20 protein-coding genes are annotated in these 18,495 nt (G+C 63.8%); 9 read left to right on the top strand and 11 right to left on the bottom strand.

The features are described from left to right. Positions 1-119 precede the first annotated feature (119 nt). Genes FJV83_RS05475 through hutI form a run of 5 tightly spaced genes read right to left on the bottom strand, consistent with a single transcriptional unit; the run spans position 120 to position 5,998 of the window. The gene (locus FJV83_RS05475; RefSeq protein ID WP_095791633.1) at positions 120-698 is read right to left on the bottom strand and encodes a HutD family protein; all 579 of its coding nucleotides are present in this window, start codon (positions 696-698) and stop codon (positions 120-122) included. Between the two features lie 12 nt (positions 699-710). Next, the gene (gene hutU / locus FJV83_RS05470; protein WP_179301002.1) at positions 711-2,384 is read right to left on the bottom strand and encodes a urocanate hydratase; all 1,674 of its coding nucleotides are present in this window, start codon (positions 2,382-2,384) and stop codon (positions 711-713) included. A gap of 28 nt (positions 2,385-2,412) precedes the next feature. Continuing rightward, the gene (gene hutG / locus FJV83_RS05465; RefSeq protein WP_142884782.1) at positions 2,413-3,231 is read right to left on the bottom strand and encodes an N-formylglutamate deformylase; all 819 of its coding nucleotides are present in this window, start codon (positions 3,229-3,231) and stop codon (positions 2,413-2,415) included. Next, on the bottom strand, positions 3,231-4,772 hold the full coding sequence (hutH, locus tag FJV83_RS05460; RefSeq protein ID WP_095791635.1) for a histidine ammonia-lyase: 1,542 nt from the start codon (positions 4,770-4,772) through the stop codon (positions 3,231-3,233). The genes hutG and hutH overlap by 1 nt, the downstream gene beginning before the upstream one ends. Beyond that, positions 4,769-5,998 (bottom strand): imidazolonepropionase, encoded by a 1,230-nt coding sequence (gene hutI, locus FJV83_RS05455; RefSeq protein WP_179301003.1) that lies wholly within the window; start codon positions 5,996-5,998, stop codon positions 4,769-4,771. Before hutI ends, hutH begins: the two co-directional genes overlap by 4 nt. Before the next feature lie 97 nt (positions 5,999-6,095). Between hutI and FJV83_RS05450 the strand changes: the two genes are divergently transcribed. After that, positions 6,096-7,451 (top strand): formimidoylglutamate deiminase, encoded by a 1,356-nt coding sequence (locus tag FJV83_RS05450; protein ID WP_095791636.1) that lies wholly within the window; start codon positions 6,096-6,098, stop codon positions 7,449-7,451. 13 nt (positions 7,452-7,464) lie between these two features. Beyond that, a complete protein-coding gene (hutC, locus tag FJV83_RS05445; RefSeq protein WP_142884783.1) occupies positions 7,465-8,211 on the top strand; it encodes a histidine utilization repressor in 747 nt (248 codons plus the stop codon). Between the two features lie 126 nt (positions 8,212-8,337). Here the strand turns inward: hutC and FJV83_RS05440 are convergent, their stop codons facing one another. Next, a complete protein-coding gene (locus tag FJV83_RS05440) occupies positions 8,338-8,682 on the bottom strand; it encodes a RidA family protein (RefSeq protein WP_095770498.1) in 345 nt (114 codons plus the stop codon). Positions 8,683-8,902: 220 nt separating this feature from the next. Here FJV83_RS05440 and aztA point away from each other — a divergent pair, with 220 nt between their 5' ends. From aztA to FJV83_RS05420, 4 genes are all read left to right on the top strand, one after another. Beyond that, positions 8,903-9,721, top strand: coding sequence for a zinc ABC transporter ATP-binding protein AztA (aztA, locus tag FJV83_RS05435; protein ID WP_095788397.1), 819 nt, complete (start codon positions 8,903-8,905; stop codon positions 9,719-9,721). Beyond that, positions 9,721-10,596: a zinc ABC transporter permease AztB gene (gene aztB, locus FJV83_RS05430; RefSeq protein WP_095770500.1), complete on the top strand. Its 876-nt coding sequence runs from the start codon at positions 9,721-9,723 to the stop codon at positions 10,594-10,596. Before aztA ends, aztB begins: the two co-directional genes overlap by 1 nt. A gap of 30 nt (positions 10,597-10,626) precedes the next feature. Next, on the top strand, positions 10,627-11,568 hold the full coding sequence (gene aztC / locus FJV83_RS05425) for a zinc ABC transporter substrate-binding protein AztC (protein ID WP_142884784.1): 942 nt from the start codon (positions 10,627-10,629) through the stop codon (positions 11,566-11,568). Positions 11,569-11,793: 225 nt separating this feature from the next. Then, positions 11,794-12,132: a TIGR01244 family sulfur transferase gene (locus FJV83_RS05420; RefSeq protein ID WP_142884785.1), complete on the top strand. Its 339-nt coding sequence runs from the start codon at positions 11,794-11,796 to the stop codon at positions 12,130-12,132. On the opposite strand, the gene FJV83_RS05415 is transcribed toward FJV83_RS05420, so the two are convergent. Beyond that, positions 12,129-12,596 (bottom strand): Lrp/AsnC family transcriptional regulator, encoded by a 468-nt coding sequence (locus FJV83_RS05415; protein WP_027027888.1) that lies wholly within the window; start codon positions 12,594-12,596, stop codon positions 12,129-12,131. The genes FJV83_RS05420 and FJV83_RS05415 overlap by 4 nt on opposite strands. Before the next feature lie 137 nt (positions 12,597-12,733). On the opposite strand from FJV83_RS05415, the gene hppD reads away from it, so the two are divergent. Then, positions 12,734-13,849: a 4-hydroxyphenylpyruvate dioxygenase gene (gene hppD / locus FJV83_RS05410; RefSeq protein ID WP_142884786.1), complete on the top strand. Its 1,116-nt coding sequence runs from the start codon at positions 12,734-12,736 to the stop codon at positions 13,847-13,849. Positions 13,850-13,895: 46 nt separating this feature from the next. After that, complete coding sequence (locus FJV83_RS05405) at positions 13,896-14,099, top strand: type II toxin-antitoxin system prevent-host-death family antitoxin (protein ID WP_348629130.1); 204 nt, start codon at positions 13,896-13,898, stop codon at positions 14,097-14,099. A 15-nt stretch (positions 14,100-14,114) separates the two neighbouring features. Here FJV83_RS05405 and FJV83_RS05400 read toward each other — a convergent pair whose 3' ends face one another. The 4 genes from FJV83_RS05400 to hmgA all read right to left on the bottom strand — a co-directional run bounded on the left by FJV83_RS05400 (position 14,115) and on the right by hmgA (position 17,956). Then, positions 14,115-14,651 carry a DinB family protein gene (locus tag FJV83_RS05400; protein WP_142884787.1) on the bottom strand — a complete coding sequence of 179 codons (537 nt, stop codon included), beginning with the start codon at positions 14,649-14,651 and terminating at the stop codon, positions 14,115-14,117. 20 nt (positions 14,652-14,671) lie between these two features. Continuing rightward, entirely contained in the window at positions 14,672-15,685 is a 1,014-nt protein-coding gene (locus tag FJV83_RS05395; protein WP_142884788.1) for a fumarylacetoacetate hydrolase family protein, read from the bottom strand. 91 nt (positions 15,686-15,776) lie between these two features. Next, positions 15,777-16,631, bottom strand: coding sequence for an MBL fold metallo-hydrolase (locus tag FJV83_RS05390; RefSeq protein WP_185973296.1), 855 nt, complete (start codon positions 16,629-16,631; stop codon positions 15,777-15,779). 11 nt (positions 16,632-16,642) lie between these two features. Continuing rightward, positions 16,643-17,956: a homogentisate 1,2-dioxygenase gene (gene hmgA, locus FJV83_RS05385; protein ID WP_142884790.1), complete on the bottom strand. Its 1,314-nt coding sequence runs from the start codon at positions 17,954-17,956 to the stop codon at positions 16,643-16,645. Between the two features lie 87 nt (positions 17,957-18,043). On the opposite strand from hmgA, the gene FJV83_RS05380 reads away from it, so the two are divergent. Beyond that, positions 18,044-18,493, top strand: coding sequence for a MarR family transcriptional regulator (locus tag FJV83_RS05380; RefSeq protein ID WP_095770508.1), 450 nt, complete (start codon positions 18,044-18,046; stop codon positions 18,491-18,493). Positions 18,494-18,495: the final 2 nt, after the last annotated feature.

Here is an 18,495-nt window from a genome sequence, read left to right as displayed (position 1 = left end):
CAGGATCGATCGACGGAGAGGATTCGGGCTTTTTCGTGATCCCGGCGGGAGCTTACGCTATATTTCGCCGGCATTGCGATCATGTTTGGAAACAGGCGGTAACCGTTGGCGCGAAAGCGTCAGGCCGCGGTGGTTATCCGGACCACGAACAGCGTCGTATCCTGCGCCGGCTCAACCTTCAGGATGGGAGTTTCCGGCCCGATCAGCAGCGTGTCGAGCGGCCCGAGGCGAATTGACCCAGCCTCGGGGAAAGCAGCTTCGCCCTTGTGGCAAAGGATGAGGATCGAACCGGCCCGGGTCGCGATGTCCACAGGCCGTGAAATCGCCAAGCGCTCGACCGAATGCAGCGTGCGGCCGCGGCGCGTCATGACGTTGAGGTCGGTGATCGGGCCGGCGATCAGCGCGGCACTGGTCGGCAGGTCTGCTGGAAAGGCAAAAGGCGCGGAAGCCGGCGTCAGCCGCACCGCGGGCCGGCCGGCGACATCGAGCACGACGCCATCGCCTTCCAGCACCGACAGCGTGCGGTCTATGTCGGCAAAGCTGGAGAACGGCCCGCTGCCCTCGACGCGGGCCATCGACACGCGCCAGTCGAACTCGTCAAGGCCGGCGCCGTCGGGCGAGACAGCGATTTCGGTCGTCGTGCCGCCGCCGTTCTTCCACGGCATGACGCGGTAGTCGGCGGCACGAAGGATGCGCATGATTTCAGCCTATCAGCCGAGAATGCCGGGCAAATTGAGCTGGTGCTCCTTGGCGCACTCGATGGCGATGTCGTAGCCGGCATCGGCGTGGCGCATGACGCCGGTCGCCGGATCGTTCCACAGCACGCGCTCCAGGCGCCTGGCGGCGTCCTGCGTACCGTCGGCGACGATGACCATGCCGGCATGCTGGGAAAAACCCATGCCGACGCCGCCACCATGATGCAGCGACACCCAGGTGGCGCCCGACGCGGTGTTGAGCAGCGCATTGAGCAGCGGCCAGTCGGACACGGCGTCCGAGCCGTCCTTCATCGCCTCCGTCTCGCGGTTCGGTGAGGCGACCGAGCCGGAATCGAGGTGATCGCGGCCGATGACGACCGGCGCCTTGAGTTCGCCCTTGGCCACCATCTCGTTGAAGGCGAGGCCCAGCCGATGGCGGTCGCCGAGACCGACCCAGCAGATGCGCGCCGGCAGGCCCTGGAACGAGATGCGCTTGCGCGCCATGTCGAGCCAATTGTGCAGATGGGTGTTGCCCGGCGTGAGTTCGCGTACCTTGGCGTCGGTCTTGTAGATATCCTCGGGATCGCCGGAGAGCGCGGCCCAGCGGAACGGACCAATGCCGCGGCAGAACAGCGGGCGAATATAGGCCGGCACGAAGCCTGGGAAGGCAAAGGCGTTCTCAAACCCTTCTTCCTTGGCGACCTGCCGGATGTTGTTGCCGTAATCCAGCGTCGGCACGCCCGCGTTCCAGAACGCCACCATCGCCTCGACGTGTTCGCGCATGGACGCGCGAGCCGCCTTCTCGACCGCCTTCGGGTCGCTGACGCGCTTCTCGCGCCATTCGGCCATCGTCCAGCCCTTCGGCAGATAACCGTTGATGGGGTCGTGGGCCGAGGTCTGGTCGGTAACCATATCGGGGCGTATGCCGCGCCTGAACATTTCCGGCACGATCTCTGCCGCATTGCCGAGCAGGCCGACGGACTTCGCCTCGCCGGCCTTGGTCCAGCGCTCGATCATCTCCATTGCCTCGTCGAGCGTCTCGGCCCTCTCGTCGACATAGCGGGTGCGCAGGCGGAAATCGATGGAGTCCGGGTTGCACTCGATGGCCAGGCAGCACGCGCCGGCCATGATGGCGGCCAGCGGCTGGGCGCCGCCCATGCCGCCGAGGCCGCCGGTCAGGATCCATTTGCCCTTGAGATTGCCGCCATAGTGCTGACGGCCGGCCTCGACGAAGGTCTCGTAGGTGCCCTGCACGATGCCCTGCGTGCCGATGTAGATCCACGAGCCGGCCGTCATCTGGCCGTACATCATCAGGCCCTTTTTATCGAGGTCGTTGAATTTATCCCAGGTCGCCCAGTGCGGCACCAGGTTGGAGTTGGCGATCAGCACGCGCGGCGCATCCGCGTGGGTGCGGAACACGCCGACCGGCTTGCCCGACTGCACCAGCAGCGTCTCTTCCTCGCCAAGCGTCTTCAGCGAGGCGACGATGCGGTCGAAATCGTTCCAGGTGCGTGCCGCGCGGCCGATGCCGCCATAGACGACCAGTTCGTTGGGGTTCTCGGCGACATCGGGGTCGAGATTGTTCATCAGCATGCGCAGCGGCGCTTCGGTCGTCCAATAGCGGGCGTTGAGCTTGTCGCCGCGCGGCGCTCGCACTTCGCGGATGTTGTGGCGAGGGTTGTTCATCATTGTCCCTTTCAGCAAGACGGGCGACGCGTCAGCGCCTTGCCCAGTCGATCGCGGTTTCGAGGATGGTCTTCAGCGTCGCTCGGATCGGCGCTGCATAGGTGGGGTCATAAGGGACCGGCCAGTTCTCCGGCGACCCCTTCTGCGACGGCTCGCGCATGTAGCCACGGTTGGAGAGCTCCATCTGCAGCGCATGAACACCGTTCTGCGGCTGGCCGAAGCCGCGGGTGATCGAGCCGCCCTTGAAGCGGCCGTTGACCACCCAGGTCTCGCCGGTCGCGGCGAGGATGGCGGCGACCTTGTCCTGAAGAACGGGATCGGTGCTCTTGCCGTCATTGGTGCCGAGATTGAAGACCGGCAGCGTGCCTTCGAACAGGCGCGGCAGCACCGAGCGGATCGAATGGCAGTCGTAGAGCACGATCTTTTCATGCATGCCGCGCAGGCGTTCGATCTCGGCCTGCAAGGCGGCATGATAGGGCTTGAAATAGCTCTCGCGACGCTGATCAATCTCGGATGGGGTCGGTTCCTCGCCCATGCGATAAAGCGGATCGCCGTCAAATGTGTCGGTCGGGCAAAGCGTGGTCGTGGTCTGCCCAGGATAAAGCGAAACGCCTGACGGGTCGCGATTGACGTCGATCACGGTGCGCGAAATGGCGGTGTGCACGACGGTTGCGCTGAGGTCGTTGGCGAAGTCATAGAGCTTGTCGATCCACCAGTCGCAATCGCGGCGGCCGAGCCAGGGCGACACCAGCCGGGGTTCGAGGCCAGCGAGGTCGATGCCAGTGTGCGGGATCGACACCAGCAGCGGTGCTGTGCCTCGGCTGACGGTGAGCCAGGGTGTGGCGGCCATCACGCCGTTCCCGCAATCGACGGCAGCGCCACCGCGCCGGCAGCCCTGACGGTCGCGCCGCTGCGCACCATGGCGATTGCCTTTTCCATATCGGGGTGGAAGTGGCGGTCATTGTCGAGATGCGGCACTTCGGCCCGGACCAGCTTGCGCACCGCTTCCAGCGCAGCGCTCGACGCCAGCGGCTGGTGGAAATCGCAGCCTTGCGCGGCGGCCAGCAATTCGATGCCGATCACCGCGGTGGCGTTCTCGACCATGCCGATCAGCCGGCGCGCGCCGTGCGCGGCCATCGAGACGTGGTCTTCCTGGTTGGCCGAGGTCGGGATCGAATCGACGCTGGCCGGATAGGCCTTCTGCTTGTTTTCCGAAACGAGTGCGGCCGCCGTCACCTGCGGGATCATGAAGCCGGAGTTGAGGCCGGGCTTGGGCGTCAGGAAGGCCGGCATGCCGGACAGCGCCGGATCGACCAGCATGGCGATGCGGCGTTCCGACAGCGAGCCGATCTCGCAGACGGCCAACGCGATCATGTCAGCGGCGAAAGCCACCGGCTCAGCGTGGAAATTGCCGCCGGAGAGCGCCGTGTCATCCTCGGCGAAGATCAGCGGATTGTCGGTCACGCCATTGGCTTCGGTGCCGAGCGTATCGGCAGCCTTGCGCAACACGTCGAGGGCGGCGCCCATGACCTGCGGCTGGCAGCGCAGGCAATAGGGATCCTGCACGCGCTCGTCACCGACACGGTGCGATTCGCGGATGACACTGCCGGCCATCAGATTGCGCAGCGCCTCCGCCGTCTCGATCTGACCTCGATGCTTGCGCAGTAGATGAATGCGCGGATCGAAAGGCGCATCGGAACCCTTGGCGGCATCGGTCGACAGCGCGCCGGCAACCAGCGCCGACTGGTAGAGCACTTCGGCTTCGAACAAAGCGGCGAGCGCGTAGGCGGTCGAAAACTGCGTGCCGTTGAGCAGCGCCAGGCCTTCCTTGGCGCCCAGCGTCACGGGCTCGAGGCCGTGCGAGACGAAGGCGACCTTGGCCGGGAACCGGCCATGCGGGGTAAAGCATTCGCCGACGCCGATCATCACCGCCGTCATGTGCGACAGCGGTGCGAGATCGCCGGACGCGCCGACGGAGCCTTGCGCCGGCACCACCGGGATGACGTCGTTGGCGAGCATCGCTTCCAGCAAATTGATGGTTTCGGGGCGCACGCCGGAGGCGCCCTGCGCCAGGCTGGCAAGTTTCAGCGCCATCATCAGCCGGGCAATTGCAACCGGCATCGGCTCGCCGACGCCGGCGGCGTGCGACAGCACGATGTTGCGCTGCAAGGTCTCGAGGTCGCCGGCGGGAATGCGCACGCTGGCCAATTTGCCGAAGCCGGTGTTGATGCCGTAGACCGGCTCCCCTTTGGCGACGATCCTGGCGACAGCCTCGGCGCTCGCCTTGATTTTTGGACGACAGGCCTCATCCAGCTTCGGCACGGCGCCACGGTAGATAGCGCGCCAGTCGGCCAGCGTCGCATTGCCGGGCTTCAGGGTCAGTTCGGTCATTGTCCTCTCCAGATGCGGGCATGCAGCGGGTTGAAGCCCATGCGGTAAACGAGTTCGGCGGGGCGCTCGATGTCCCAGATCGCCAGGTCGGCGGATTTGCCGGATTCCAGCGTGCCGGCCTTGTCGAGAAGGCCAAGCGCCCGCGCGGCCTCGCGGGTGACGCCGGCAAGGCATTCATCGACGGTCAAGCCAAAGAGCGTTGCCGCCATATTCATGGTGAGCAACAGCGAGGTGAGCGGCGAAGTACCGGGATTGCTGTCCGTCGCCACCGCCATCTTCACGCCATGGCGGCGGAACAGCTCGACAGGCGGCTTCTTGGTCTCGCGGATGAAGTAATAGGCGCCAGGCAGGATCGTCGCCACCGTGCCGGCCTTCGCCATCGCGGCAGCGCCTGCCTCGTCGGTGTATTCGAGATGATCCGCCGACAACGCACCATAGCTGGCGGCAAGCGCGGCGCCGTGCAGATTCGAAAGCTGGTCGGCATGGAGTTTCACCGGCAGCCCAAGCGCTTTCGCCTTGTCGAAGACGCGCGCCATCTGCTCCGGCGAAAAGGCGATGCCCTCGCAAAAACCATCGACGGCATCGGCAAGTTTCTCAGCGGCGACGTCCGGCAGGATCGTGCCGGCGACGAGATCGATGAAGGCGTCCTTGCCACCATGGGCTTCGGGCGGCAGCGCGTGCGCGGCAAGGCACGTCGTGCGGACGGTGACGGGGCGCTCATTGGCTAGCCGGCGGGCGGCACGCAATGACTTCTTCTCATTGTCGAGATCGAGGCCGTAGCCCGATTTGACCTCGACCGTCGTGACACCTTCGGCCATCAGCGCATCGAGGCGCGGCAGCGTCTGGGCAACGAGCTCATCCTCGCTTGCCTCGCGCAGCGACTTGACCGAAGACACAATGCCGCCGCCGGCGCGGGCGACTTCCTCATAGGTGGCACCTGCCAGCCGCATCTCGAATTCGTTGGCACGGTTGCCGGCATAGACAAGATGCGTGTGGCAATCGATCAGGCCCGGCGTGATCCAGCGGCCCTCGCAATCGACGGTCTCGGCGCCCTGCCCCGCCGAAGCCGGCATGTCCGCTTCGGCGCCCGCATAAACAATGAGACCATCGCGCGCGGCGATCGCGCCTTTCTCGACAATGCCGAGAACAGCCACACCGTCGGCCATGGTCGCCAGGCGCGCATTGCGCCAGACACGAAGGCCGCTCTTCCCGTTTGCTCCACCCATCATCTTTTCCATTTGAAAGGATGACGATTATGTATATACATATTGGAACGCGACGCAAGTGGTCTCGTCGCCCGGGCATGCAGATTTGGAGACAGACGTGACGGTGATCTTTGCGGAACAGGCGCTGCTGCCGAAGGGCTGGCAAGGCAATGTCAGGATCACGCTCGATGGCGGCCGCATCGCCTCTGTCGAAGCGACCGCCATTCCGCAGGCCGGCGACGAGCGCTGCGCCATTCTCGTGCCCGGCATGCCCAATCTGCACAGCCACGCCTTCCAGCGCGGCATGGCCGGCCTGGCTGAGCTTCGCGGCCCCTCCGCCGACAGTTTCTGGAGCTGGCGCGAGGTTATGTACCGCTTCGCGCTGTCGATGACGCCCGATCAGGTCGAGGCGGTCGCCGCGCAGCTCTATGTCGAGATGCTGGAGGCCGGTTTTTCCCGCGTCGGCGAATTTCACTATCTGCACCACGACCGCGACGGAAACCCTTACGCCAATCTTGCCGAGATGGCCGAGCGCATCGCCGCCGCCGCCGGCGAAACGGGCATCGGCCTGACGCTGCTGCCGGTGTTTTACGCGCACTCCTCTTTCGGCGGAGCGGCTCCGAACGAAGGCCAAAGGCGATTCATCAACGATGTGAATCGGTTCTCCCGGCTTGTTGAGAAGTCCAGCGAATCGGTTCGCGCGTTGAATCAGGCTGTCGTTGGCGTCGCCCCGCATAGTCTGCGCGCCGCCACACCGGAGGAATTGACCCAAGTTGCTGCTTTGGCGCCGAATGGGCCGATCCACATCCACGTCGCCGAACAGGTGAAGGAGGTCGAGGACTGCCTCGCCTGGTCCGGCGCGCGCCCGGTCGAATTCCTGCTGGCCAAAGCCGAGGTCGACCAGCGCTGGTGCCTGATCCACGCCACGCATATGACCGATGCGGAGACGATCGCCTTGGCCAAGAGCGGCGCCATCGCCGGCCTTTGCCCGATCACCGAGGCCAATCTCGGCGACGGCACGTTTGCCGCACCGCTTTTCAGGGAGCACGGCGGCCGCTTCGGTATCGGCTCCGATTCCAACGTGCTGATCGGCCTGCCGGATGAGCTGAGGCAGCTCGAATATTCGCAGCGCCTCGCCCACCGCGCCCGCAATGTGCTGGCCGTGGCCGGTGGTTCGACCGGGCGGGCGCTGTTCGATGCCGCGCTCGATGGCGGCAGCGTTGCGCTCGGTGCCGGCGCCTCGCAGATCGCCATTGGCGGTCCGGCCGATTTCGTCTCACTCGACGCCGGCCATCCTTCGCTGGCCGGCAAGACCGGCGACGCCATCCTCGATGCCTGGATCTTCGCCAATGGCAGCACGATCGATTGCGTCTGGGTGCACGGCAAGAAGCAGGTCAGCGGCGGCAGTCATGCCAAGCGCTCGGCAATCGCCGAGCGATTCCGCAAAGTCATGACCGACCTGTCGCAGAATTGAAGCAGGACGTTTGATGAGCTTGATCGAGACAGACGATGTTGACGGCGCAGAGAGCATCTCGCTGCATCAGCGCATCCTGTCCGACATCAGGGAAAAGATCCTGTCGGGCGCCTGGGCGCCCGGACGTCGCATCCCGTTCGAGCACGAACTGACGACCGAGTACAATTGCTCGCGCATGACCGTGAACAAGGCGCTGTCGCAGCTGGCCAAGGCCGGGCTGATCGAACGCCGCCGCCGCTTGGGCAGCTTCGTCCGCCGGCCGCAGTCGCAGGCAGCGGTGCTGGAACTGCACGACATCAGGATCGAGGTCGAAGCGCTTGGCCTGCCCTATCGCTACGAGCGGCTGGAACAGCTGAAGCGCCGCAGCAACGCGGAGGACAGAGCGCTTCTCGGGCTATCCGCCGCAGGGTCGGTGCTATGGGTCGAAGGCCTGCATTTTGCCGGCGAACGGCCATTCGCGCTCGAGCAGCGCCTGATCAATCTTTCCGCGGTGCCGGAAGCCGGGGACGAAGAGTTTCTGGAGATCGCCGCCGGCCCCTGGCTGATCGGCCGCGTACCATGGAGCGAGGCCGAGCACCGCATCCGTTCCATGGCCGCCGATGAGGCTATCGCCGACGCGCTCGACATCGATCCGCGCGCGCCTTGCCTGGTGGTCGAGCGCCGCACCTGGAGTGCTGAACGCCCGGTTACGCATGTGCGGTTTATCTATCCGGCGGAAAGTCACACGCTGGTGGCAAGATTCACACCATCGCAGGGGTAAGCACCTCTTACCCTCCCCTTGTGGCGAGGGTCGCTGCGAAGCAGCGGGGTGGGGGCGGCGCCAGCCCCCCACCCGGACCTGCGGTCCGACCTCCCCATAAGGGGGAGGTAGAAGGCCGGCCGTGCCTTAAATCGCCGCCGTAACGATAATCTCGACCAGATATTCCGGACCGGCGAGCTTGGCTTCGCCGGTGGCGCGGGCGGGGGTGTGGCCCTGCGGCACCCACTTGTCCCATTCAGAATTCATTTCTGCGAAGGTACCCATGTCGGCCAGCCAGATGATCGCCTGGACGATCTTGGTCTTGTCGGTTCCGGCCTTGGCCAGCAATTCGTCGATGGTCATCAGGATGTCGCGGGTCTGCGAGGCGACGTTGCCTCCGGGCTCGCCGACCTGGCCGGCCAGATAGACGGTGTTGCCGTGGATGACAATCTGGCTCATGCGCGGGCCAACATCGATGCGACGAATGCTCATGGGAGGTTCCTTCCTGTTATGGGTTGCGACTGTTTAGAGTCGCGGTTCGCTTCGGGCAAGGCCGCCGGATCGAATCCCCTTGGACCAGTGCGCAAAGGACTCACGGCAAATTGAGATGCCGGTCGCAATTCCGCCCGATTGGCTTGTTGACTAATGTAATAACATCACATATCCAATCGGCCCTTGCCCGCGGCCGGATTTCGCTGCTCCACGGAACGACATGACCCAGACCTGCCTGACATTCCGTGACCTGACGCTGGGCTATAACAGCCACCCGGCGATCCACCATCTCGACGGCACGATCCGCAAGGGCTCGCTGACCGCCGTGGTCGGCGCCAACGGCTCCGGCAAGTCGACGCTGATGAAGGGCATTGTCGGCGTATTGAAGCCGATGGCCGGCGAGGTTGTTCGCGCGCCAGGCGTGCGCGCCGCCTACCTGCCGCAGCAATCGGAACTGGACCGTTCGTTCCCGGCGCGCGTCGTCGACCTGGTCTCGCTCGGTCTCTGGCCAAAGCGCGGCATGCTCGGCCGCTACACATCAGAGGATCGCGCGGCGGTCAGCCAGGCGCTGATGGCCGTCGGTCTCGGCGGCTTCGAAAAGCGGCCGATCGACACGCTGTCAGGCGGCCAGCTGCAGCGCACGCTGTTCGCGCGGGTCTTGCTGCAGGACGCCGACCTCATCCTGCTCGACGAGCCGTTCAATGCCGTCGATGCCAAGACGGTCGGCGACCTGATCGCCCTGATCAAGCGCTGGCACGGCGAGGAACGCACCATCATGGTCGTCGTCCATGATCTCGATCTGGTGCGGCAGAATTTTCCCGAGACCTTGCTGCTTGCCCGCCAGCCGATCGCCTGGGGCGAAACGCGCGAGACGCTGAAGCCGGAAAACCTGCTGCGCGCCCGTCGCTTCCATGAGGCCTGGGAGGAGAACGCGCCCTGGTGCGAACCGGACGAGCATGGTCATGACCATGACCATGGCCATGATGATCATGGCCACGATCACGACCATCACCATGGCGCCGGTCCGAGGGCTGCCTGATGGACGCGCTCTACGGTCTGTTCATCGCACCGTTCGCCGATTTCGGTTTCATGCAGCGGGCGCTGTTCGGCTCGCTGATGCTGTCGCTCGGCGCCTGCCCGATCGGCGTCTTCCTGATGCTGCGGCGCATGAGCCTGTCGGGCGACGCCATGGCACACGCCATCCTGCCGGGTGCGGCGGCCGGCTTCCTGTTCTACGGGCTGGAAATCCTGCCGATGACCATTGGCGGCCTGATCGCCGGCATCATCGTCGCGCTCGGCGCCGGTGCCGTCTCGCGCTTCACCATCCAGCGCGAGGACGCTTCGATGGCGGCCTTCTACCTGATTTCTCTGGCCATCGGCGTGCTGATGGTGTCGATCCGCGGCTCCAGCGTCGATCTCATGCATGTGCTGTTCGGCACGGTGCTGGCGCTCAACAACGAGGCGCTGACGCTGATCGGCGGCATCGTCGCGGTGACGCTGGTCAGCCTCGCCATCTTCTGGCGGGCGCTGGTCGCTGAATGCCTCGATCCGCTGTTCCTGCGGTCGGTCAGCCGGATGGGCAGCCCGGTGCACTTCATCTTCCTTGGTCTGGTCGTGCTCAACCTCGTCGGCGGCTTCCAGGCGCTCGGCACGCTTCTGTCGGTCGGGCTGATGATGCTGCCGGCAGCCGCCGCCCGCTTCTGGACCGTGCGCGTCGAGCCGATGTGCGTGCTGGCCGTGCTGATCGGCTTTGCCTCCTGCGTCGCCGGACTGCTTCTGTCCTATCACGCCTCGCTGCCGTCCGGCCCGGCCATCATCCTGTCGGCCGGCGTCGTCTACTTCGCCTCGATCCTGTTCGGCACGCGCGGCATTCTGCGCGCCCGCATCATCCATCACCGTCACAGAACGGCCTGATCCCCGCCCCTCGAAAGGAGTCCCCCGCCTATGCCGAGATCCATCCGCGCCGCCCTGATGATGAGCGTTATAACATTAACTGCCTTTGGCACATCGTCGGCTTTCGCGGCGCCGCTGAAAGTAGTCGCCAGCTTCACCGTCATTGCCGATTTCGCCAGGAATGTCGGCGGCGATCGTGTCGACATCACCACCATCGTCGGCCCGGATGGCGACGCCCATGTCTATGAGCCGAGCCCGGCCGACGCGGTGGCCATGGCCAAGGCCGATATCGTGCTGGTCAACGGGCTGCATTTCGAGGGCTTTCTGCAGCGGCTTGTCGATGCCAGCGCCACCAAGGCCTCGATCGTCACCTTGACCAAGGGCGTGACGCCGATCGACTTCAAGCCTGAATTCGCCGACGCCGATGCGGCCGAGGGCGCCGGTACCGGCGGCGGCAAGACGGTGACCGACCCGCACGCCTTCCAGTCGATCGCCAATGCCAAGATCTATGTGAAGAACATCGCCGAGGCCTTCTGCGCGGCCGACAGCGAGGGCTGCGTCAGCTACCAGACCAATGCCGCCGCCTACACCAAGAAGCTCGACGCGCTGGACGGCGAAGTGAAGGCGGCGATCCAGTCGATCCCGGAGGCCAAGCGCGTCGTCATCACCTCGCATGACGCCTTCGGCTATTTCGAACACGAATACGGCCTGACCTTCCTCGCCCCGCAAGGCATTTCGACCGATTCCGAACCGTCGGCCGCCGATGTCGCCAAGCTGGTCGAGCAGGTCAAGCAGCACAAGGCGGCGGCGATCTTCGTCGAAAACATCACCAACCCGCGCCTGATCGAACAGATCGCCAGCGAAACCGGGATCAAGGTGGGGGGCACGCTTTATTCGGATGCGCTGTCACAGCCTGATGGTCCGGGTTCGACCTATATCGACATGATGCACAACAACATCCGTCAGATCAAAGGTGCCATCCTCGGCAGCTGAGGAGCGCCGTTCTCCGAAAGGCAAAGGCGGTCTCTGCCTTTTTCGGCCCAGGACTTCCGGCCCGACCTGTGGCGCGGTCTGCCCGATCCGTTCCAGGACTGGACGGCTTGAGTTGGAATCTTCGCCGGAAACGTCTATCTCTGCAGAACGATTTCCGCGGGCGGATTGCCGGCTACGTCGGGGAGTGGCAAGACTCCCCGCAAATCAGATTGCGAGGATGCTGCGATGGAATACCGTGAAATCAGCGACGACTATTCGGTCTCTGGCCAGATCCAGCCCGAAGATGTCGCCGCCATCAAGGAAGCCGGTTTCAAGGCCGTCATCTGCAACCGGCCGGATGACGAGCAGCCCGGCCAGCCTTCGGCCAAAAGCATCGGATCGGCGGTCGAAGCCGCCGGTCTCGCTTTCCGCTACATTCCTGTCATCAGCGGCCAGATCACGGCAGAGAATGTCGAGGACCAGGCCGAGGCCCTGCACGAACTGGAAGGCCCGGTGTTTGCCTATTGCCGTTCCGGCGCACGTTGCACCAACCTTTACGGGCTGATCCAGCAGTCGAAAGGCTAAATCGGCAGCGCGCCGGTCTCCTTCAGCGTCTCCAGCACGATCGCCGTCTTCACATGCTGCACGGATTCGTGCGGCAAGAGCACGCCGTTGACGAACTCCGACAGCGATTTCAGGTCGGGTGTCACCACCTTCAGGATGTAGTCCATCTCGCCGGTCAGCGCGTGCGCCTCCTGCACTTCAGGCAGCCGAGCCACCAGTTCGCCGAAGCGTCGCGCATTATCGCGGTTGTGGGTGGCCAGGGTCACCGAGATGACGTTTACCAGCGAGAAGCCGAGCTTGTCGCGGTCGAGGACTGCCCGATAACCCCTGATGTAGCCGTCCTCTTCGAGGCGCTGGCGGCGGCGCGAGCATTGCGAGGCCGACAGATTTACCCGCTCCGAGAGATCGTTGTTGGTCAACCGCGCATCGCCCTGCAGCAACGCCATTATCTTGCGGTCAAATTGGTCAATGCGCGTCTCATCCATGGTTTTGTCTCTCAACATGCATGCTTCACGCATGACATCATCATTTCAAGCGTTTGAATGCAAGCACCATGCGCCGGCTCCGCGCTATGATGGCTTCAAATGGTCTTTTCAGGCCAAGCCAGCTTTGGAGGAATGCCATGGGTCCCTTCCCGCACGACGCCCCGCCCGCCAAAATCAGCAAGGACAACCCCGCCGGCACCGACGGTTTCGAGTTCGTCGAGTTCGCGCATCCGGAGCCGGAAAAGCTCGCCGAACTGTTCACCCGCATGGGCTATGTGGCGGTGGCCAGGCATCGCAGCAAGGACATCACCGTCTGGCGCCAGGGTGACATCAACTATGTCGTCAATGCCGAGCCCGGCTCGCATGCGATGAAGTTCGCCGACAAGCACGGCCCGTGTGCCGCCTCGATGGCTTGGCGCGTGGTCGATGCCAAGCACGCCTTCGATCATGCCGTCTCGAAGGGCGCCACGCCTTACGAAGGCGCCGATAAGGCGCTCGACGTGCCGGCAATCGTCGGCATTGGCGGCTCGCTGCTCTATTTCATCGACGCCTATGGCAAGAAGGGCTCGGCTTACGACGCCGAATTCGAATGGCTCGGCGCGCGCGATCCGCGGCCGCAAGGCGTAGGCTTCTATTATCTCGACCACCTGACCCACAATGTCTATCGCGGCCAGATGGACAAGTGGTGGGATTTCTACCGCGAACTGTTCGGCTTCAAGCAGATCCATTTCTTCGACATTGACGGCAAGATCACCGGCCTGGTCAGCCGCGCCATCACCTCGCCCTGCGGCAAGATCCGCATTCCGCTCAACGAATCCAAGGACGAGACCAGCCAGATCGCCGAGTATCTGAAGAAGTACAATGGCGAGGGCATACAGCACATTGCGGTCGGCACCGACGAGATCTATGCCGCCACCGACAAGCTGGCCGCCAACGGGCTGAAATTCATGCCAGGCCCGCCGGAGACCTATTACGATATGTCCTATGCCAGGGTGAACGGCCATGACGAGCCGATCGAGCGGATGAAGAAACACGGCATCCTGATCGACGGCGAAGGTGTGGTCGATGGCGGCATGACCAAGATCCTGCTGCAGATCTTTTCCAAAACCGTGATCGGCCCGATCTTCTTCGAATTCATCCAGAGGAAGGGCGACGAAGGTTTTGGCGAAGGCAATTTCCGCGCTTTGTTCGAATCGATCGAGCAGGACCAGATCAAGCGCGGCGTGATCAAGGTGGATGGCAAGGCGGCCTGAAATCTCAAGCTCGTTTGCGGCTCGATCGGCTTTGATTTAATTTCCGATCATAAGAGGTCGAGCCGAGAACGTCTCCATAACCGAAGCCAGGGCTAGACTGCCGGAACTCGTGAGGCGCGCGAAGGCCGGCGAGGAGATCGTGATCACCCGACGCGGCAAGCCGGTAGCGCGTCTCCTCCCGCCTCCGGTGAGGGCGTGCCTTCTGCCGCGCATCGGCACCAGTTCAGCTGTTGATGGGCCGACTATTTAAGACGAAAATTGGCGACTAAAGTCCCAGCCGCTCAACCTCCGCCTTCCTCAGCTTCAAATCATAATCGAGCAAAAACTCGTCCAGTTGCGGTGGCACAACCGATGTGCCGGACAGCATGGCGTGCGCCTGGCCGCGGTGGTGGATGTCGTGCAGGAAGACATGGGCGAGGATGTCGCCGATCCTTTCAGGGATCATGCCGTCCTCGCGCCGGTCGGTGACGACACGGCGATCGAGATCGGCTTCCGACAGGCCATCGCAGAAGGCGATCAGCCGCCGGTCCGCGGCCACCTGAGCGGCAAACAGCGGCTGCGGTTCGTCGAAGGGCGCAAAATCATCATGGGCCGCGGCGCCGACGCCGCCCTCTTCGAGAAAATCGAGATAGAGATAATCGACCGCGAGGATGTGGTTGAGCGTTGCCTTGATCGACGGGAAAAAGCTGGTCCGTTCGGCCTCGAACTCACCCGGCTTGAGCGCGAGCACGGCGCGATAGAGCCGGTCGTTCGACCACAGATTGTTGCCGGCCATGCGGCGCAGATGATCCAGAAGATTCACCGCTGAAACCTCCGTATCCCCTATCCCTGGTATTTCTCGACCTTCTGCTCGATGGCGCCGAAGATCGAATGGCCCGTACTGTCCTTCATCTCGATGCGCACGGTGTCGCCAAAGCGCAGGAACGGAGTCTTGGGCTCGCCTGACGCAATGGTCTCGATCATGCGCAGTTCGGCGATGCAGGAATAACCGGCCCCGCCGGCCGAGACAGGCTTGCCCGGACCGCCGTCGAGTTTGTTGGAGACGGTGCCCGAGCCGATGATGGTGCCTGCCGCCAGCGGCCTTGTGCGGGCGGCATGCACAATCAGCGCCGGAAAATCGAAGGTCATGTCAACGCCGGCATTGGCGCGGCCGAAGGGCTTGCCGTTGAGGTCGGCAAGCAACGGCAGGCTGACCTTGCCGCCGTCCCAGGCATCGCCCAGTTCGTCCGGCGTCACCGCGACCGGCGAAAAAGCCGAGGACGGTTTTGATTGGAAAAAGCCAAATCCCTTGGCCAGTTCCGGGCCGGTGAGCGCGCGCAACGTGACATCGTTGACCAGCATGACCAGCCGGATCGCGGCGCGCGCCTCTTCGAGGCTAGCGCCCATCGGCACGTCGTCGACGATGACGGCGACTTCCGCCTCCATGTCGATGCCGAAGGCTTCGTCGGCCATGCGGATCGGGTCGCGCGGCGCAATGAAGGAGTCCGAGCCACCCTGGTAGATCAGCGGATCGGTCCAGAAACTCACCGGCATCTCGACGCCGCGCGCTTTGCGCACCAGTTCGACATGGTTCACATAGGCGGACCCGTCAGCCCATTGATAGGCGCGCGGCAGCGGCGAATGCGCGTCGTGCTCGTGAAAGCGGGCGGACGGCACGGCATTGTTCTCCAGCGATTCCGCTATTGTGCCGAGATGCGGCGAGACCCTGCGCCAATCGTCGAGCGCCGCCTGCAGCGTGCGCGCCAGGAACGAGGCATCGGTGTACTGTGTCAGGTCGCGCGAGACGACGACGAGTTTCCCGTCGCGCGTCCCGTCCTTCAATGTGGCAAGCTTCATGCGGTTTCCTCTCCTTGTGCAGCTTTCACACTGCTTAGTTTCTTTGTCTTGCGCATGATCTCCAGCGAAAACCGGTTTCCACTTTTCGGGATCATGCTAGCGCCACAACAAGGCCGTCGCGGGCGATCGTCAAGTCGCCGGCCCATGTTTTCCTGACAGCAGCAAGCCAATCGGCCTCGACGATCTCGGGGTCGTCGGCGGGAATGAGGTGGTTGAGCACCAGCCTCTTCACGCCGGCATCGCTGGCGATGCGCCCTGCCTCCCCGGCAAAGCTGTGGCTGGCGAGCAGATGTTCCTTGAGCCGAGCGCCATTACCCGTTCTGGCAACCAGCCGCTCGATGCCCTCCTCCAGCATGGCTTCATGGACGAGAATGTCGGCATCCTTGGCGAAATCGGCGAGCGGTGGGAAGAAAGCCGTATCGGCGGAGAACACCACGCTTTTGCCGCCTTGGTCGAAGCGCAGGGCAAAACAGTCAGTCACCGGCGGATGATCGACGCGAAGCGCTGAAACCTTCAGGCCGAGTTGGTCGAGCACATGGCCCTCGGCGAATTCGCTGACCGAAACCAGTTCGCGAATATCAGGCCGGCCCTCATCGACGATGCGGATTTCGATATCGAACTCCATCGCCTGACAGAAGCGCCGCCAGTAATGGCCGGTGCCGGGCGGGCCGAACACGTTGACCGGTGTCGCCAGTCCCGCCGTCCAGGCGGTGTGGACCAGCGGCCCGAGTTCCAGCACGTGGTCGGAATGCAGATGGGTGATGAAGATCAAGTCGAGCGCCTTAAGGCTGATCCCGGCATCGACCAGACCGCGCGTCACGCCGAGCCCGCAATCGACGACGATGGTCCGCCCACTGATCTCAAGCAGCGATGAGCTCGGCCACGGTCCGCCCGGCCGCAGCGCCGGGCCGCCCTTCGAGCCCAGCAGCACCAGCCGGTCCGGCATTGGCTTGCCGCTCAAGACCAGTCGCCCTCGGGCGTGCCATTGAAGCGCTTCTTCAAGTCGGCCCAGCAGTCGATGTAATTGTCCTGCCGGGTTTCCAGTTCGGCGCCGTAGCGGGTCAGCATCTGCGGGAAACGTGTCTCGAACATGAAGGCCATTGTGTTGTCGAGCTTGACCGGTTTCAACTCCGCGCGCGAGGCCTTTTCGAAGCCAGGCGCATCCGGGCCATGGGCCAGCATCAGATTGTGCAGGCTGATGCCGCCCGGAACGAAGCCTTCCTCCTTGGCATCGTACTGGCCGTGGATCAGCCCCATGAACTCGCTCATGATGTTGCGGTGATACCAGGGCGGACGGAACGTATCTTCCGCCACCAGCCAACGCGGCGGGAAGATGACGAAGTCGATGTTGGCGGTGCCTTCCTCGCCGCTCGGCGCCGTCAGCACGGTGAAGATCGATGGATCGGGGTGATCGAACAGGATGGCGCCGACCGGCGAAAACGTCGCCAGATCATATTTGTAGGGCGCGTAGTTGCCATGCCAGGCGACGACGTCGAGCGGCGAATGGCCGATCTCGGTGACGTGGAAATTGCCGCACCATTTCACGATCAGCCGGCACGGCGTTTCCTTCTCCTCGAACCAGGCGCAGGGCGTCTTGAAGTCGCGCGGGTTGGCCAGGCAATTGGCGCCGATCGGGCCGCGGTCGGGCAAGGTCAGCTTGGCGCCGTAGTTTTCGCAGACATAGCCGCGCACTTCAGCATCGACCAGTTCGACCTTGAAGACGAGCCCGCGCGGCAGCACGGCGATCTCGCCGGGCCGAAGCTCGATGACACCCATTTCGGTGACCAGACGCAAGGCACCGACCTGCGGGACAACCAGCAACTCGCCATCGGCGTTGAAGAAATGATCATCTACCATCGATGTGTTGGCGACATAGACGTGGGCCGCCATGCCGGTCTGCCCGAGCACGTCGCCTGCCGTGGTAATGCTGCGCATGCCCTGAATGAAATCGGTTGGTTCCTTCGGCATCGGCACCGGATTCCAGCGGTACTGGCCGAGCGCCAGTTCGTGGTCGCCGACATTCGGCGCTGTCTTCCACAGGGGATAGGTCGCCGCCTTGAAACGGCCGGTGTGCTTAACGCTCGGCCGGATGCGGTAGAGCCAGGAGCGCTCATTGGTGCCGCGGGGAGCGGTGAAGGGCGAACCGGAAAGCTGCTCGGCATAGAGGCCGTAGGCCGGCCGTTGCGGCGAGTTCCGGCCTTGCGGCAATGAGCCGGGCAAAGTCTCGGTTTCGAAGTCGTTGCCGAAGCCCGGCATGTAGGAAAAGGCCATTGCTTCCTCCCGGAATGGATCTCAATTGACCAAACTGGTTTCATTTGTAACCATCGAAAATGTAACTATCAACGGCCACGGCACGTCATGGAACCCGACATTCTCGAGCTGGAAAGCTTCCTGCCCTACCGTCTCTACCGGCTTGCCGATGCCGTCAGCCGCGAATTCTCCAGGATTTACCGGGATCGCCACGGCCTGACGCGACCGGAATGGCGCACGCTTTCAGGCCTCGGCCAGCGCGGCACGATGACGGCGACCGAGCTCGGCGAACAGTCGGCCATGCACAAGACCAAGGTGTCGCGCGCTGTCGCCGAACTCGAACGGCGGCGCTGGCTGACGCGGACGCCTGATGAAAACGACCGCCGGGTCGAGCATCTGACACTGACCAAAGCGGGGCTTGCGGCCTATCGCGAAATGGTGCCGCTGGCGATAGCGTTTGAAAGGGAACTACTGGCTAGGCTGAGCCACCAGGAGCGGGCTGCGATTGTCAGCGGAGTGGCCGCCCTGGAGGGGGCCTTGAAGGAAAGTAGCTGTTAGGC

The organism is Mesorhizobium sp. WSM4307, assembly GCF_007003945.1.
Taxonomy (GTDB): Bacteria; Pseudomonadota; Alphaproteobacteria; order Rhizobiales; family Rhizobiaceae; genus Mesorhizobium.
This window is presented reverse-complemented; position numbering and strand designations above follow the sequence as displayed.

Coding starts and splice junctions, on each gene's coding strand:
- aztC (WP_142884784.1), top strand. CDS start 10,627: ATGCCGAGATCCATCCGCGCCGCCCTGATGATGAGCGTTATAACATTA.
- hutI (WP_179301003.1), bottom strand. CDS start 5,998: ATGGGTGGAGCAAACGGGAAGAGCGGCCTTCGTGTCTGGCGCAATGCG.
- hutH (WP_095791635.1), bottom strand. CDS start 4,772: ATGACCGAACTGACCCTGAAGCCCGGCAATGCGACGCTGGCCGACTGG.
- FJV83_RS05475 (WP_095791633.1), bottom strand. CDS start 698: ATGCGCATCCTTCGTGCCGCCGACTACCGCGTCATGCCGTGGAAGAAC.
- hutC (WP_142884783.1), top strand. CDS start 7,465: ATGAGCTTGATCGAGACAGACGATGTTGACGGCGCAGAGAGCATCTCG.
- hppD (WP_142884786.1), top strand. CDS start 12,734: ATGGGTCCCTTCCCGCACGACGCCCCGCCCGCCAAAATCAGCAAGGAC.
- FJV83_RS05440 (WP_095770498.1), bottom strand. CDS start 8,682: ATGAGCATTCGTCGCATCGATGTTGGCCCGCGCATGAGCCAGATTGTC.
- hutU (WP_179301002.1), bottom strand. CDS start 2,384: ATGATGAACAACCCTCGCCACAACATCCGCGAAGTGCGAGCGCCGCGC.
- FJV83_RS05380 (WP_095770508.1), top strand. CDS start 18,044: ATGGAACCCGACATTCTCGAGCTGGAAAGCTTCCTGCCCTACCGTCTC.
- FJV83_RS05420 (WP_142884785.1), top strand. CDS start 11,794: ATGGAATACCGTGAAATCAGCGACGACTATTCGGTCTCTGGCCAGATC.
- FJV83_RS05415 (WP_027027888.1), bottom strand. CDS start 12,596: ATGGATGAGACGCGCATTGACCAATTTGACCGCAAGATAATGGCGTTG.
- FJV83_RS05390 (WP_185973296.1), bottom strand. CDS start 16,631: ATGCCGGACCGGCTGGTGCTGCTGGGCTCGAAGGGCGGCCCGGCGCTG.
- hmgA (WP_142884790.1), bottom strand. CDS start 17,956: ATGGCCTTTTCCTACATGCCGGGCTTCGGCAACGACTTCGAAACCGAG.
- hutG (WP_142884782.1), bottom strand. CDS start 3,231: ATGGCCGCCACACCCTGGCTCACCGTCAGCCGAGGCACAGCACCGCTG.
- FJV83_RS05395 (WP_142884788.1), bottom strand. CDS start 15,685: ATGAAGCTTGCCACATTGAAGGACGGGACGCGCGACGGGAAACTCGTC.
- aztA (WP_095788397.1), top strand. CDS start 8,903: ATGACCCAGACCTGCCTGACATTCCGTGACCTGACGCTGGGCTATAAC.
- aztB (WP_095770500.1), top strand. CDS start 9,721: ATGGACGCGCTCTACGGTCTGTTCATCGCACCGTTCGCCGATTTCGGT.